General features: G+C 69.6%; 15 protein-coding genes. 7 read left to right on the top strand and 8 right to left on the bottom strand.

Annotated elements, in window-relative coordinates; translation table 11 throughout:
- The 7 genes from AC1D15_RS05545 to AC1D15_RS05515 all read right to left on the bottom strand — a co-directional run.
- Positions 1-201 (bottom strand): hypothetical protein (locus AC1D15_RS05545; RefSeq protein ID WP_477825213.1); only part of this gene is annotated, 201 nt, incomplete at its 3' end.
- A gap of 69 nt (positions 202-270) precedes the next feature.
- Positions 271-1,665, bottom strand: a complete 1,395-nt coding sequence (locus tag AC1D15_RS05540; RefSeq protein WP_477825212.1) for a Fic family protein — start codon at positions 1,663-1,665, stop codon at positions 271-273.
- Positions 1,666-1,728: 63 nt separating this feature from the next.
- Positions 1,729-2,637: a polysaccharide deacetylase family protein gene (locus AC1D15_RS05535; protein ID WP_477825211.1), complete on the bottom strand. Its 909-nt coding sequence runs from the start codon at positions 2,635-2,637 to the stop codon at positions 1,729-1,731.
- A complete protein-coding gene (locus AC1D15_RS05530) occupies positions 2,634-4,109 on the bottom strand; it encodes a serine/threonine protein kinase (protein ID WP_477825210.1) in 1,476 nt (491 codons plus the stop codon). Before AC1D15_RS05530 ends, AC1D15_RS05535 begins: the two co-directional genes overlap by 4 nt.
- The gene (locus AC1D15_RS05525) at positions 4,099-4,842 is read right to left on the bottom strand and encodes a metallophosphoesterase family protein (protein WP_047500664.1); all 744 of its coding nucleotides are present in this window, start codon (positions 4,840-4,842) and stop codon (positions 4,099-4,101) included. Before AC1D15_RS05525 ends, AC1D15_RS05530 begins: the two co-directional genes overlap by 11 nt.
- 28 nt (positions 4,843-4,870) lie before the next feature.
- Positions 4,871-5,803, bottom strand: a complete 933-nt coding sequence (gene argF, locus AC1D15_RS05520; RefSeq protein WP_047500667.1) for an ornithine carbamoyltransferase — start codon at positions 5,801-5,803, stop codon at positions 4,871-4,873.
- Complete coding sequence (locus AC1D15_RS05515; RefSeq protein ID WP_477825209.1) at positions 5,800-6,987, bottom strand: aspartate aminotransferase family protein; 1,188 nt, start codon at positions 6,985-6,987, stop codon at positions 5,800-5,802. The genes argF and AC1D15_RS05515 overlap by 4 nt, the downstream gene beginning before the upstream one ends.
- A 236-nt stretch (positions 6,988-7,223) precedes the next feature.
- Between AC1D15_RS05515 and AC1D15_RS05510 the strand changes: the two genes are divergently transcribed.
- Positions 7,224-7,577 carry a DUF3579 domain-containing protein gene (locus AC1D15_RS05510; RefSeq protein ID WP_047500672.1) on the top strand — a complete coding sequence of 118 codons (354 nt, stop codon included), beginning with the start codon at positions 7,224-7,226 and terminating at the stop codon, positions 7,575-7,577.
- An 81-nt stretch (positions 7,578-7,658) separates the two neighbouring features.
- Here the strand turns inward: AC1D15_RS05510 and rpsT are convergent, their stop codons facing one another.
- Positions 7,659-7,952, bottom strand: coding sequence for a 30S ribosomal protein S20 (rpsT, locus tag AC1D15_RS05505; protein WP_047500675.1), 294 nt, complete (start codon positions 7,950-7,952; stop codon positions 7,659-7,661).
- A gap of 130 nt (positions 7,953-8,082) precedes the next feature.
- Between rpsT and murJ the strand changes: the two genes are divergently transcribed.
- The 6 genes from murJ to pcnB form a co-directional block, all read left to right on the top strand.
- On the top strand, positions 8,083-9,639 hold the full coding sequence (gene murJ / locus AC1D15_RS05500; protein WP_477825208.1) for a murein biosynthesis integral membrane protein MurJ: 1,557 nt from the start codon (positions 8,083-8,085) through the stop codon (positions 9,637-9,639).
- Positions 9,640-9,735: 96 nt separating this feature from the next.
- Positions 9,736-10,605, top strand: a complete 870-nt coding sequence (locus AC1D15_RS05495; RefSeq protein WP_465111133.1) for a SirB1 family protein — start codon at positions 9,736-9,738, stop codon at positions 10,603-10,605.
- Between the two features lie 104 nt (positions 10,606-10,709).
- Complete coding sequence (locus tag AC1D15_RS05490; RefSeq protein ID WP_465111134.1) at positions 10,710-11,771, top strand: AI-2E family transporter; 1,062 nt, start codon at positions 10,710-10,712, stop codon at positions 11,769-11,771.
- 7 nt (positions 11,772-11,778) lie between these two features.
- Positions 11,779-12,453 carry a DnaA regulatory inactivator Hda gene (gene hda / locus AC1D15_RS05485; protein ID WP_047500683.1) on the top strand — a complete coding sequence of 225 codons (675 nt, stop codon included), beginning with the start codon at positions 11,779-11,781 and terminating at the stop codon, positions 12,451-12,453.
- Positions 12,450-13,121 carry an HAD family hydrolase gene (locus tag AC1D15_RS05480; protein ID WP_047500686.1) on the top strand — a complete coding sequence of 224 codons (672 nt, stop codon included), beginning with the start codon at positions 12,450-12,452 and terminating at the stop codon, positions 13,119-13,121. Before hda ends, AC1D15_RS05480 begins: the two co-directional genes overlap by 4 nt.
- Positions 13,118-14,641 (top strand): polynucleotide adenylyltransferase PcnB (pcnB, locus tag AC1D15_RS05475; RefSeq protein WP_477825207.1); only part of this gene is annotated, 1,524 nt, incomplete at its 3' end. The genes AC1D15_RS05480 and pcnB, both read left to right, overlap by 4 nt.

Raw genomic sequence — 14,641 nt, 5'->3', positions numbered from 1 at the left:
CGCGGGATGCAAGGTCGGCCGATGCTTGTCAATCGCCTCGTACCTGGCACGCGTGGTTTGATCGGCGGCAGAGATGTCGATGCCCTTGTCGTGCAGCTTGGTGGTCAGCGACTGGCCTTGCGTGACGAGAGTTGTCGCGGCGCCGCCCCGCGGGCGTGCGTCCAAGCGGCTTTCGCGTGCAACCTTCGTGATGAGCAGCATGGCGCCCCCTGATTGATGACAGGGCGTGGGTGACAGCCGCCATCGAAATGGTTCCAGCCAGCGCTTGCGCTATTCGATCCGTCCTTCCCACGCCGCGAACTCCAGCGGCCGCAGGCCGAAGCGAACCGCATTGCCGGCATGCAGGCTCTTGAACTCGGTGAGCACCAGCGTGACGAAATGCTCCCGGTCTTCCAGGGCCACCGTTGAAGGAATCCTGGCGCGCACCGTCGCTTCGTCGACCGCGTCGCCGCCCCGAACGATGGCCGCGATGGCCTCGCCCAATGCCTTGCGGTAGCGAAGCCGGAAGACATCGGGCGGGACCAGGTCCCGCGTGACCGCGACATAGTGCTGGCACGAAGAGCCGTAGGCCGAGGCGAAGACGTCGCGCAGCAGTTCGATGCGGTTCAGTTCATAGACGCCGAGCATCGCGTCCACGTAGTCCTGCTGCGGTACGTCGATGAACGACAGCGGGCACAGGTTGTGGCGGATGAACGGGATGTTGGCGGCCAGCCGGGACACGCGCTTGTTCACGTCCTCGAAGGGTTGCAGGTAGGGCACGTGCACCATCAGGAAGAAGGCCTGCTCGAAGGGATCCCGGATCTCCGCGGCCGTCTGCACGACGATGTCGAACAGGGCCTCCAAGGGCTGTGGTGGCCCCGGCGGCTGGTACACGCTGCCGCCGATCCCGACGGCGCGGCGGCGGATGCGGCCCACGGCCGTCGGGTCGGCCATCAGGCCGTCCGACAGGAGCGCGTGCAGCGTGATGAGCGTGTGCGGCGTCATGCCCGCGTGCGCCGGGTCTCCCACCAGGTACTCGATGGCCTCCTTGTGGTTGAGGATCATCTTGGTTTCCTGCGCGTCCTTGCCTTCGGCCGCCTGGCCGAACGCGATCAGCCGCTCGGTGTCGAGGCGGCTGTAGGTGTTGCCTTCCAGCCGGGAGGAAGCCCACGACAGGTCGATCAGCAGCCGGGCGAGGATGTCCTTCGCAAACGTCCCGGCCGGCGCCTGCTCCGAGGGAGATTGCCCCATCGCATGCAATCGGTCGCGCAAGCCTTGCGGCAGGTAGACCGTCTGGTTGGGGAGGTAGTGCTCCAGGAACTCGACGTTGTAGCCCACCCGCCGGCGCTGCAGGCGCGGTTGGCGGATGTACGCCCGGATCTCTTCGCCTTCCGGGGATATGGACGCAGTGGCCGCGGCGATGGCGCGGGACCTGTCGGTATGGCCGTAGGTGGGAGGAGGTTCCGTGACCCCGACGGGCCGAGCCAGGTAGCGCGTCGACCGCGCATCTCCCTGCACCTCGAGGCGCTTCTGTTCGACGAGCGCAGCCAGTCGGCGCTGCAGGGTTCGGCGCTTGGTCTGCTCACCCAACGCCTGGGATAGCGCGTCAACACCGATGCCGGCGGGATGCGCGGCAATCAGCGCGACCAGACGATCGAACTCATGTTGTGGCGTGATTCGTGGCATTCGCGTCAAATCCGGCGAGGAATCGCGCCAGTATTGCGCCACTCGAAGTGGCGCGCAAGCCGTTTATCGCGCCATCTCCTCCATCGCCGACACGATCGCCCCCGGCGTCGTGACCCAGATCTCGCGGTGGTGGTCCATCACGTGCCGCAGCGCGCGCCGCAGGTGGCGCAGCCGGTACGGCTGGCCGACGATGTACGGGTGCAGCGCGATGCCCATCACCAGCGGCTGGCGCTGCGACTGCTCCAGCATCTCGTCGAACTGGTCGACGATCATCTGCGCGAAGTCCTTCGCGTCCATCTGCCGCGCGATCACCATCGGGATGTCGTTCAGCTCCTGCGGGTAGGGCACCGACCACAGCGAGCCGCCGCCGCGCGTGCGCAGGCGCACCGGCTGGTCGTCGTGGCACCAGTTCAGCGTGTAGTGGAAACCGGCCTCGGCCAGCAGGTCGGGCGTGACGTGGCTTTCCGAGATCCACGGCGACAGCCAGCCGCGCGGCGCGAGCGCATGGCGGCGCGTCATCGTGTCGCGGCAGTGCTCGATCAGCGCGCGCTCGTCGGCCTCGGGCAGCGTGCCCTGGCGGACCGAGTTGGTGTGGCCGTGCGCGATCATCTCGTCGCCGCGCTGCACGAAGGCATCCACCAGCGGCGCGCTCAGCTCGTACAGCGCGGTGTTCAGGATCACGCCGGCCGGCATCGCGAGCTGGTCGAACAGCTCCAGGCAGCGCCACGCGCCGACGCGGTTGCCGTACTCGCGCCAGCTGTGGTTCAGCACGTCGGGGTGCGGCGACGCCGGGCCGAGCGATGCCCCCAGCCCTTCGCCGAACGCGAAGTCTTCCAGGTTGAAGCCCAGGTACACCGCGAGCCGCTGCCGGTTGGGCCAGCGGAAATCCGGCCGCTGCGTGATCGGCGAGTAGTCGAAGCGGCCGTGCGTGCGCAGCGGGCCGAAGCGGGGATCCGGGGCAGGGTGGCTCATGGCGCAGGCCGAAGCAAGCTGCGCACCACCGTCACCGTGCAGTCCGACTGCGCCACCACCTCGGCCGACACGCTGCCCAGGTAGCGGCGCAGCCCGCCGCTGCTGCGCGCGCCCATCACGATGTGGTCGACCTGGTTCTTGCGCGCGTAGTCGACGATCGCGGTCGCGGCATCAGGCGCCTCCAGCACATGGAAGGTCACGCGCCCGGCCTGCTCGGGGCGCGTGGCCTCCAGGTCCTGCAGCAGCGGGCGCGCCCAGTGCTTCAGCTGCACCAGCAGGCCCACGTGCTTGCTGCCGCCGTCCTTGTCGAGCAGCTCGTCCATGCCGATGCGGTTGATCTTCAGCACCGCCAGGCACGCGAGGCGCGCGCCGGGCTCGGTGTGCAGCAGCCGCTGCACCGTGTCGCGCACCGCCTCGAGCAGCGCCGGCTCGGCATTCGCGACATCCACCGCCGCCAGCAGGATCGGGCTGCGCGCCGCCTGCCCGGCCGCATTGCCGCGCTCGGCCGGTTCCGCACCCAGCGCGGCGAACCAGCGCCGCAGCGTCTGCACGCGGCCGCTGCGCGAGCGCCGCGTCGCACGCTCGGTCAGCACCACCTGCTCCGGGTTCTGCAGCTCGAAGGCGAGTTGCGCGGCGCTCTGGTGCCGCTTGTCGGGTTGCACCTCCAGGCAGCGCAGCACCAGCTCCTGCAGCCACGGCGGGCAGTCGGGCCGCCACGCGAGCGGTGGCAGCGGATCCTGGTACAGCCGCTGGCGCAGCCCGCGCACGCTGGTGGGTGCGCCGAACGGGCGCTCGCCGGTCAGCAGGTGGTACAGCAGCACGCCGAGCGCGAACAGGTCKCTGCGCGGGTCGTTGCGGATGAACTGCACCTGTTCCGGCGACATGTACGGGCCGGTGCCCATCGGCAGCTCGAACTCCTCGTCGAGCAGGTCCGGCAGGAAGTCGTGGCGCGACAGGCCGAAGTCGACCAGCACGGCATCGCTGCGGGAGCCGTCCGGCGCCTTGCGGAACATGATGTTGCTCGGCTTCACGTCGAGGTGCACCACGTGCTGGCGGTGCAGGTCGTGCAGCGCGGTCGCGACGAGCGCGCCGACATTCACCACCTCGGCGATCGGCAGCGGCGCATCGTCGAAGCGCCGGCGCAGCGAATCGCCCGCCAGCCGCTCCATCACGATGAACGGCTGCCCGGTGAAGTCGCCCTTGGCGATGAACTTCGGCACATGCACGCCGGCGAGCGACGGCAGGATCATCTGCTCGACCTCGAAGCCGACGATGCTGGTCGGATCCTCGCCGCCCTTGATGCGCGGCACCTTCATGATCAGCGGCAGCGGGTCGTCGCTGTCGAGCCGCGTCACGGCCCACAGGTTGGCCATGCCGCCCTGGTGCAGGTGGGCGTCGAGCCGGAAGCCGTCGATGACCTGGCCGGCGGCCAGGCGCGACGAGGGCTTCGCGGGCCCGGCCTCAGTGTCCATCGATCAGGCGCTGGGCGAGGCGTTCGGGCAGGCCGGCGGCACGCACCTTGGCGCTCGCGGCCTCATGGTCGTACGGCACGCGGTGGTAGGTCAGGTCGCCACTGACGGTGTCGAAGGTGGCATAGGCGGCGGCCGGGTTGCCGTCGCGCGGCTGGCCGGACGAGCCGGGGATCACCAGCCACTGCCGCTGCGGCGACAGCGGGATCGGCACGCCCGGCACCGGCGTGAAATCGCCGACCTTGCCGGTGCCCGACAGGTGGAACAGCAGCGGCTCGTGCACATGGCCGCAGAAGGTGATGCGCGCGTCGGTGGCGTGCAGGCTGCGCACCGCGTCGAGCCGGCCGGTGACGTAGCCCCACGCGGCAGGCGCATGCGCGTTGGCATGCACGTAGAGGCGGTCGGCATCGCGCGCGGTGAGCGGCAGCTTCGCCAGGAAGTCRAGCTGCGGCGGGGTCAGCCGTTCGTGCGTCCAGGCGGCGGCATCGCGCGCGTCGGGCACCATCGTCGGCTGCGCGCCCTGCACCGCGGCCGCGTCGTGGTTGCCCATCACCGCGATCGCGCCGCCGGCCACGTGGGCCTGCACGCAGTCGACCACCCAGCCCGGCTCGGCACCGTAGCCGACGTAGTCGCCGAGGAACACGTGCTGCTGCGCACCCTGCGATTGCGCATGCGCGAGCACGGCCTCGACGGCCTCGCGGTTGGCATGCAGGTCGGTGATCAGGGCGAGCTTCATGCGGTCGCGTGCCGCGGGCCGGTCGGCATCAGCCGATGCGGCCCAGCAGCAGGTACTCCATCAAGGCCTTCTGGACGTGCATGCGGTTCTCGGCCTCGTCCCAGACGACCGATTGCGGGCCGTCGATCACGTCGGCCTCGACCTCCTCGCCGCGGTGCGCCGGCAGGCAGTGCATGAAGAGCGCATCGGGCTGCGCCGCGGCCATCATCTCGCGGTCGACGCACCAGTCGGCGAAGGCCTTCATGCGGGCCTCGTTCTCGGCCTCGTAGCCCATGCTGGTCCACACGTCGGTGGTCACCAGGTGCGCGCCGCGGCAGGCCTCGAGCGGATCCTTGAAGACCTTGATGCAGCCGGTATCGCTGACGCCGGCGGCCTTCGCGTCGACCTCGTAGCCCGACGGCGTGCTGACGTGCAGCGTGAAGCCGAGGATGCTCGCCGCCTGCAGCCAGGTGCTGGCCATGTTGTTGCCGTCRCCGACCCAGGCCACCACCTTGCCCGCGATGCTGCCGCGGTGCTCGATGTACGTGAAGATGTCGGCCAGGATCTGGCACGGGTGGTACTCGTTGGTCAGCCCGTTGATCACCGGCACGCGCGAGTTCGCCGCGAAGGCATCGAGCTTGGTCTGCTCGTAGGTGCGGATCATCACCAGGTCGACCATGCGGCTGATCACGCGCGCGCTGTCCTCGATCGGCTCGGCGCGGCCGAGCTGGCTGTCGCCGGTGGTCAGGTTCACCACCGAGCCGCCCATCTGGTACATGCCGGCCTCGAAGCTGACGCGGGTGCGCGTGGACGCCTTCTCGAAGATCATCGCCAGCGTGCGGTCGACCAGCGGCGTGTACTTCTCGTAGTTCTTGAAGCGCTTCTTGATGATGCCCGCACGCTCGAACAGGTAGGCGTACTCCTCGGCGCGGAAATCCCTGAACTGCAGGTAGTGCTTGATGAGGCTCATGCCGGGCTTCATGGCGTGGCAGGGGTTTCGGACAGGAAGCGCTTGACCAGCGGGCACAGGATGGCCACGATCTGCGCCGCTTCGCCGGCGGTGAGGACCAGCGAGGGCACCAGGCGGATCACGCGGTCGGCGGTGACGCTCAGCAGCAGGCCGGCCTCGGCCGCGCGGTTCAGCAGCACGCCGCACGGGCGGTCGAGCTCGATGCCGAGCATCAGGCCCTGGCCGCGCACCTCGACGAAGCCCGGCACGCCGGCCAGCTCCTTCTCGATGCCGGCCTTCAGCGCGGCGCCGACGGTGGCGGCGTTCTCGAGCAGCTTCTCTTCTTCCATGATGCGCAGCGTCTCGACGCCGGCACGCATCGCGAGCGGGTTGCCGCCGAAGGTGCTGCCGTGGTTGCCCGGGCCGAACACGTTGGCCGCCTTCGGGCCGCAGACGATCGCGCCCACCGGCACGCCCGAGCCCAGGCCCTTGGCGAGCGGCATCACGTCCGGCTTGATGCCGGCCCATTGGTGCGCGAACCACTTGCCGGTGCGGCCCAGTCCGCATTGCACCTCGTCGAGCATCAGCAGCCAGCCGCGCTCGTCGCAGATCTTGCGGATGCCCTGCAGGTACTCGATCGTCGAGACGTTGATGCCGCCTTCGCCCTGGATCACCTCCAGGAACACCGCGACCACGTTCGGGTTCTCGGCGGCCACCTTGCGCACCGCGGCCAGGTCGTTCAGCGGCACGCGCACGAAGCCTTCGACCAGCGGGCCGAAGCCGGCCTGCACCTTGGCGTTGCCGGTGGCCGAGAGCGTCGCGATCGAGCGGCCGTGGAAGGCCTTCTCGTAGACGATGATCTCCGGGCGCTCGATGCCCTTGTCGTGGCCGTACTTGCGGGCGATCTTCAGCGCGCCTTCATTGGCCTCCAGGCCGGTGCTGCAGAAGAACGCGTTGGTCAGGCCCGAGACCTCGGTCAGCTTGGCGGCGAGCTGCTCCTGCAGCGGCACCTGGTAGTAGTTGGAGCTGTGGATCAGCTTGCCGACCTGGTCCTGCAGCGCGGCGACCAGCTTCGGGTGCGCATGGCCGACGGTGTTGACGGCGATGCCGCCCAGGCCGTCGAGGTATTTCTTGCCGTCGGTGTCCCACACCCAGCAGCCTCGGCCATGCGACAACGCGAACGGCAGGCGACCATAGGTCGGCATCACGTGGGGCATGGGCTGGGCGGCGGTGGTGGTCGCATTCATTGCGGGAAGACTCCGGAAGTGCGCAATACCGGGCAGCAAGGGGCGCCGCCCGGGGCCTTGGATTCTAAGGGTCGGTCATGGCACGCCGATAAAGGCACAGGCGCAAGCCCCTGGCGGGCCGCGCAATGTGCTGCGGCGCAGCATATTCGCGGCACAATAGCCGCCGGCCGACCCGCCATCCGTTCGACCCCACGCCCGCAGCACGCATGACCTCACCCTTGCCCCGCGAAGTGTTCATCCAAGGCATCACCAAGGATGGCAAGACCTTCCGACCCAGCGACTGGGCGGAGCGGCTGGCGGGGGCGATGTCCAGCTTCCGCCCCGGTGGTTCGGCGGGCGGCATCGGGTCGTTCATCGGCTACTCGCCGTACTGCGTGCCGCGCGTGATCAACGGCGTGAAGTGCGTGATCGTCAGCGAGGAGCTGAAGGCGCTGGAGCCGATGGCCTGGGACTTCGTGATGAACTTCGCGCGCGACAACGACCTCCAGGTCGTCGAGGCCTGCCTGCTGCCGAACGGGCAGTTGGCGCCGGTGCCGCCGTCGGCCCAGCAGGCTGCCTGATTCCTCGGGATCAATTTCCGGATCACCAATGAAAAAGGCCCGCTGAGCGGGCCTTCTCACTTACCACCTGGAATCTTTCAATCAGGCTGCGAGAGCCTTGATCTTGGCCGACAGGCGGCTCTTGTGGCGAGCTGCCTTGTTCTTGTGGAACAGGCCCTTGTCAGCCACGGAATCGATGACGCCCTGGGCGGTCTTGAAGATTTCAGCAGCCTTGGCCTTGTCGCCGGCGACAACAGCCTTTTGAACGTTCTTGACGACCGTGCGGAACTTCGAACGCAGCGCGGTGTTGGCGGCGTTGAGCTTCACGTCCTGGCGGACGCGCTTGCGGCCCGACGCGATGCGGACCGTCTTCTTGACTTTGGAGGAGGTAGCCATTTTGTTTGCGTGATCCAGGTGGGTGGGGCAAAGACCGCGAGTATAGCATTCACATTTCTGCCTCGGCAAATTGCGACACAAGAGGTGAGCAGGCGCTACCTATAATCCGCCCGCCTTCTGCCCCTTCCCCATGAACCTGCTGCGTGCCGCCTCCGTCGTCTCCCTGCTGACCCTGGCGTCGCGCATCACCGGGTTGGGCCGCGAGCTGATGGTCGCCGCGATGTTCGGCGCCGGCGCCTGGACCGATGCCTTCCAGGCCGCGTTCCGCATCCCCAACATGCTGCGCCGGCTGTTCGCCGAAGGCGCCTTCGCGCAGGCCTTCGTGCCCATCCTCGGCGAAACCCGCACCCGCGAGGGCGACGAGGTCACGCACCTGCTGGTCAACGCGGTCGCCACGGTGCTGTTCTGGGCGCTGCTCGTCACCTGCGTGGCGGGCATGGTCGCGGCACCGGTGATCGTCTGGCTGATGGCCTCCGGCCTCGCGCAGTTCGACGGCGCGGTCGTCATGACGCGCTGGATGTTCCCCTACATCGGCTTCATCTCGCTGGTCGCGCTGGCCGCGGGCGTTCTGAACACCTGGAAGCAGTTCGCGGTGCCCGCCGCATCGCCGGTGCTGCTGAACCTGGCGGTGATCGGCGCCGGCTGGGGCCTGGCGCCGGTATTTCGCCGCTGGGGCATCGAGCCGATCTACGCGATGGCCGTCGGCGTGATGATCGGCGGCGTGCTGCAGCTGGCGGTGCAGCTGCCGGCGTTGGCGCGCATCGGCCAGCTGCCGCGCATCGGCATGACGCCCGCGCGCATCCGCGCCGCCTGGCACCACCCGGGTGTGCACCGGGTGCTGCGTCAGATGGCGCCGGCTTTGCTGGGCGTGTCGGTGGCGCAGCTGTCGCTGCTGATCAACACGCAGATCGCGTCGCACGTCGGTGTCGGCGCGGTGTCGTGGCTGACCTACGCCGACCGGCTGATGGAGTTCCCGACCGCGCTGCTCGGCGTCGCGCTCGGCGTGGTGCTGATCCCGCAACTCTCGTCCGCGCAGGCCCGCGCCGATGCCGAGGCCTATTCCGGCCTGCTCGACTGGGGCCTGCGCCTGGTGCTGCTGCTCGCGCTGCCCTGCGCGGTGGCGCTGCTGGTGTTCACGACGCCGCTGGTCGCATCGCTCTACCACCGCGGCGCTTTCCGGGCCGAGGACGTCGCGCAGACCGTGCTCGCGTTGCGCGGCTACGGCGTCGGGCTGATGGGGCTGATCGGCGTGAAGATCCTCGCGCCCGGGTTCTACGCCCGGCAGGACATCCGCACGCCGGTGAAGATCGCCGTGGTCGTGCTGGTGCTGACCCAGCTGATGAACCTGCTGTTCGTGCCGCAGCTGGGCCATGCGGGGCTGGCCCTGTCGATCGGCCTGGGTGCGCTGGTCAATGCCGGCTGGCTGTTCGTCGGCCTGCGCCGCGCCGGCAGCTACACGCCGTCGGCCGGCTGGGCGGGCTTCACGTGGCGGGTGCTGCTGGCGACCACGCTGCTGGGCGCCTTGCTCGGATACGCCTCGCTGAAGCTCGACTGGATCGCGCTCGGCCAGCAGCACGGCGCGCGGGCCGCGTGGCTGGCCGCCTGCCTGGGCGGCGCGGCGATCGTCTACTTCGGCACCTTGCTCGCCACCGGGTTGAACCTGAAGCAGTTCGCACGGCGTGGTTGATGGCGACCCCTCGGCCGCCGGGTACGTCGGCCGATCCCCCGCGGGGATGCGGGCCGGCTTGGGGCGGCCCGGCGCTCGGCCCGCTAAACTCGTCGAATGGCCCGTCCGTTGCAGTTCGAAGCGCCCACCGTGCTGGAGTATTTCGCGTCGCTGGTGGCGGATGACGCCAGCCTGTCGCTGACCGAGGCGGCCGTCGCGATCGGCCAGGACGACGATCCCGGCCTCGACGCCCAATCGGTGCTGGCCGAGATCGACCAGCTCGCGCTGCGCCTGAAGCAGCGCGTCCCGGCCGATGCCGTGCCGCTGCAGCGGCTGCGCCGGCTGAACCACTTCTTCTTCAGCGACCTCGGCTTCGCCGGCAACGTCAACGACTACTACGACCCCGGCAACAGCCACCTCGGCACGGTGCTGCGCACGCGGCGCGGCATCCCGATCACGCTGGCGGTGCTGTACATCGAGCTGGCCACGCAGATCGGCCTGCAGGCGCGCGGCGTCTCGTTCCCCGGGCACTTCCTGGTCAAGCTGCACATGCCGCAGGGCGAGGTGGTGATCGATCCGTTCACCGGCCATTCGCTGTCGCGCGACGAACTCGACGAGTTGCTCGCGCCGTACCGCCAGAGCAACGGCCTGGTCGGCGATTTCGACGTGCCGCTCGGGTTGTTCCTGCAGGCGGCGCCGGCGCGCGACGTGCTGGCCCGCATCCTGCGCAACCTGAAGGAAATCCACCGCGCCAGCGAAGACTGGCCGCGCCTGCTGCAGGTGCTGAACCGGCTGGTGATCCTGCTGCCCGAAGCCTGGGAGGAGTGGCGCGACCGCGGCCTCGCCCATGCCGAACTCGGCATGACCCACGAGGCGCTGCGCGACCTGGACCACTACCTGGCCCATGCACCGTCGGCCGCCGACCGGACGGCGATCCTGGCGCGCGTGGCCCGGCTGCGCAGCGCCGGCCCGCGGCGCCTGCACTGACCCCGGTTTGGCAACGATCCCGGCCGTTTGGGGGCGAGTCCTCCCCGGCCCTTAGAATTTGCCGCTTCGCCGGCACCCCCCAGCCGGCATCACCGACACCGTCGATGCAACTCTCTCCCGCGCAGCGTCAAACCCTTTCATGGCTCGCCATCGCCCTGGTGGGGCTGGTGCTGGTGTGGCTGCTGGCGCCGGTGCTGACGCCGTTCATCGTCGGCGCGGTGCTGGCCTATGCGCTGCACCCGCCGGTCGAGCGGCTGGCCGCACGCGGCGTGCCGCGTGTGCTGGCGGTGCTGGGCGTCGAGGTGCTGGCGCTGCTGCTGGTGCTGACGGTGCTGCTGCTGATCGTGCCGATCCTGTCGAAGGAGCTGCCGCTGCTGCGCCAGCAGGTGCCGCTGCTGATCGACCGCTTCAGCCAGTGGGCGACGCCGTGGCTCGCGCAGGTGGGCATCCACGCGCAGCTCGACACCGCGAGCCTGAAGGAATTCATCGTCCAGCGGCTGGGCGACAACATGGAGGAGTGGGCCGGCACGGTCCTCAGCTCGGCGCGCATCGGCGGCAGCTTCCTGCTGGCGATCGTCGGCAACGCAGTGCTGATCCCGGTCGTGCTGTTCTACCTGCTGATGGACTGGCCGCACCAGGTGGCGCGCCTGGAGGGCCTGATCCCGCCACGCCTGCAGCCGAGCGTGCGCAGCTTCATGGACGAATGCGATGCGGTGCTCGGGCAGTACCTGCGCGGCCAGCTGCTGGTGATGGGCATCCTCGCGGTCTGCTACAGCATCGGCCTCGCGCTGTTCGGCTTCGACCTCGCGGTGCCGGTGGGCGTGTTCACCGGGCTGGCGGTCTTCATTCCCTACCTCGGCTTCGGGCTCGGGCTGGTGCTGGCGCTGCTGGCCGGCACGCTGCAGTTCGCGAGCGCCTACGGGCTGATCGCGGTCGCGGTGGTGTACGGCGCGGGCCAGGTGCTGGAGAGCGTCTACCTCACGCCGCGCCTGGTCGGCGAGCGCATCGGGCTGAGCCCGCTGACGGTGATCTTCGCGCTGCTCGCGTTCGGCCAGCTGTTCGGCTTCGTCGGCGTGCTGATCGCGCTGCCGCTCAGCGCGGTGATGGCGGTGGCGGCCGGGCGCGTGCGTGCCGCCTACCTCCACAGCAAGCTGTTCCGCGGGTGACCGGGCGATGCGCCAACTGCCCCTGTTGATTGCCAGCGACCCGGCGCACACCTTCGAGACCTTCGTCGTCGCCGGCAATGCGCTGGCGCTCGCCCACCTGCGCGGGCTCACCCGCCAGGCGGCGCCGGTGCTGCTGTGGGGGCCGCCGGGCGCCGGCAAGACGCACCTGCTGCGCGCGCTCGCGAGCTCGGTGCAGCAGCAGGGCGGGCGCGTCAGCTGGTTCACCGCGGGCGACGACCTGCCGTGGCAGTTCGACGAGGGCGACACGTTGATCGTGCTGGACGACTGCGATGCGCTCGACGAGGCCGGCCAGCAGGCGGCGTTCGCGCTCTTCGTGCAGGCGACGACGCATGGCATCCCGGTGGCGGCCGCCGCCCGCGTGCCGCCGATCGACCTGCCGCTGCGCGAGGACCTGCGCACCCGGCTCGGCTGGGGGCACATCTTCGCGATCGAGCCGCTCGGCGAGGCCGAGGCCCGGGGCGCGCTGCGCCGCGAGGCCGACCGGCGCGGCATCTTCCTCTCCGACGACGTGATGGACTACCTGCTGACGCGCTTCTCGCGCGACCTGAAGCACCTGATGAAGCTGCTCGACCGGCTCGACGAATTCGCGCTTGCGCACAAGCGGGGCATCACGGTGCCCTTGCTGAAGCAGATGCTCAGCGAGGAGGGCGGTCCATCATGAACCTGTGCCTGTTCGACCTCGACCACACGCTGATCCCGCTCGATTCCGACCATGCCTGGGGCGAGCACATGCTGCGTCTGGGCTGGGTCGAGACGGAAGAGTTCCGCCGCGCCAACGATGCCTTCTACGTGCAGTACCAGGCCGGCACGCTCGACATCCACGAATACATCGAGTTCGCGACCCGTGCCTGGCGCGATCGCCCGGCCGCCGAGCTGGCGGCCGCGCAGGCCGGCTTCATGCGCGAGGTGATCGCCCCGGCGATGCTGCCGGCGGCCATCGCGCTGGTGCGCGACCACCAGGCACGCGGCGACCTGGTGGCCATCGTCACCGCCACCAACGAGTTCGTCACGACCCCGATCGCCCGGGCATTCGACGTGCCCCATCTGCTCGCGGTGGAGCTGGAGCGCGGCCCGACAGGTAACATCACGGGCCGGATCCACGGAACACCTTCGTTTCGAGACGGCAAGACGACCCGCACYCGCGAGTGGCTGGCAGGCCTCGGGCATCGGCTGCAGGATTTCGAACGCATCAGCGTCTACAGCGATTCGCCGAACGACCTGCCGCTCCTGGAGTGCGCCACCGATCCGGTGGCCACCAATCCCTCGCCGACGCTGGAAACCCTGGCGCGCGGGCGAGGCTGGCGTGTACTACAACTATTCACCCAATGATCAAGAAGTTCATTGACAAGCTGCTGGGCAAATCCAGCACCCCGATCGCGGTGCCCAAGGGCAAGCGCGTCGAAGTCCCCGCCAGCGAGCACGGCATCGATCCGGCGCTGGTCGACGAGAACGCGGTGCGCGTGGTGCAGACCCTGGCCGATGCCGGTTACGAGGCCTACATCGTCGGCGGCGCGGTGCGCGACCTGCTGGTCGGGCTGCGGCCGAAGGATTTCGACGTCGCCACCAACGCCACCCCCGAGCAGGTCAAGGGCCTGTTCCGGCGCGCCTTCATCATCGGCCGGCGTTTCCGCATCGTGCACGTGGTGTTCGGCCGCGGGCGCGAGCATGAGGTGATCGAGGTCTCGACCTTCCGCGCGATGATGGACGCCGCGGCGTCCGAGCAGGTCAGCGGCAACGAGAAGACCTCGAAGAGCGAGCTGGCCGGCAAGACCCATGCGGTCGACGCGGCCGGCCGCGTGCTGCGCGACAACGTCTGGGGCCCGCAGATCGAGGATGCGGCGCGCCGCGACTTCACCGTCAACGCGATGTACTACGACCCGCAGCGCCAGGTCGTCGTCGACTACCACGGCGGCATCAAGGACGCGAAGAAGAAGGTGCTGCGCATCATCGGCGACCCGGTGACCCGCTACCGCGAAGACCCGGTGCGCATCATCCGCGTCGTGCGCTTCGCGGCCAAGCTCGGCTTCACGATCGACCCGAAGACGCGTGCGCCGATCCGCGAGCTGGCTTCGCTGCTCGACAGCGTGCCGGCCTCGCGCACCTTCGACGAGATGATCAAGCTGCTGCAGACCGGCCACGCGCTGGCCAGCATCGAGGAGCTGCACAAGCAGGGCCTGGCCGGCGCGGCGCGCGGGCTGTTCCCGATCCTCGACGTGATGCTCGACGATGCGCAGAAGCACCCGGCGCGCCAGAAGTTCGTGCAGCTCGCGCTGGCCGACACCGACCGCCGCGTCGCCGAGGGCAAGCCGGTGGCGCCGAGCTTCATGCTCGCCTGCATGCTGTGGCACGAGGTGCTCGACCGCTGGCTGCGCCTGAAGAAGGGCGGCGAGGCGCCGTTCCCAGCGCTGCAGCAGGCGATCGACGCGGTGTTCGATGCGCGCATCGGCGACATCTCCGGCCGCGGCAAGCTGGCCGGCGACATGCGCGAGATCTGGCTGATGCAGCCGCGCTTCGAGCGCCGCACCGGCAACGGCCCGTTCACGCTGGTCGAGCAGCCGCGCTTCCGCGCCGCGTTCGACTTCCTGCGGCTGCGCGCCGATGCCGGCGAGATCGAGGCCGAGCTGGCACGCTGGTGGGAAGACTTCTCGCTGGCCGATCCGGATGAGCGGCATCGCCTGATGCAGGGCACGCGCGAAGGCAAGCGCGAGGCGCCGCGGCGTGCACCGTCGGGCCCCCGCCCGGCGCGCGATCCGGCGCCGCGCGATCCGGCGCCGCGCGACGACGAGTCCGACGAGCCGGCCGGCGAAGCCGAGGCCGCCGAAGCAGAGGGCGGCTCGGCCGAACCCGCC

The organism is Rhizobacter sp. P2_H2 (genome assembly GCF_056403375.1).
The sequence above is the reverse complement of the archived record's forward strand: the minus strand, read 5'-3'. Positions and strand labels throughout refer to the sequence as shown.

Coding starts and splice junctions, on each gene's coding strand:
- AC1D15_RS05540 (WP_477825212.1), bottom strand. CDS start 1,665: ATGCCACGAATCACGCCACAACATGAGTTCGATCGTCTGGTCGCGCTG.
- AC1D15_RS05535 (WP_477825211.1), bottom strand. CDS start 2,637: ATGAGCCACCCTGCCCCGGATCCCCGCTTCGGCCCGCTGCGCACGCAC.
- AC1D15_RS05515 (WP_477825209.1), bottom strand. CDS start 6,987: ATGCCCCACGTGATGCCGACCTATGGTCGCCTGCCGTTCGCGTTGTCG.
- AC1D15_RS05510 (WP_047500672.1), top strand. CDS start 7,224: ATGACCTCACCCTTGCCCCGCGAAGTGTTCATCCAAGGCATCACCAAG.
- rpsT (WP_047500675.1), bottom strand. CDS start 7,952: ATGGCTACCTCCTCCAAAGTCAAGAAGACGGTCCGCATCGCGTCGGGC.
- murJ (WP_477825208.1), top strand. CDS start 8,083: ATGAACCTGCTGCGTGCCGCCTCCGTCGTCTCCCTGCTGACCCTGGCG.
- AC1D15_RS05495 (WP_465111133.1), top strand. CDS start 9,736: ATGGCCCGTCCGTTGCAGTTCGAAGCGCCCACCGTGCTGGAGTATTTC.
- AC1D15_RS05490 (WP_465111134.1), top strand. CDS start 10,710: ATGCAACTCTCTCCCGCGCAGCGTCAAACCCTTTCATGGCTCGCCATC.
- hda (WP_047500683.1), top strand. CDS start 11,779: ATGCGCCAACTGCCCCTGTTGATTGCCAGCGACCCGGCGCACACCTTC.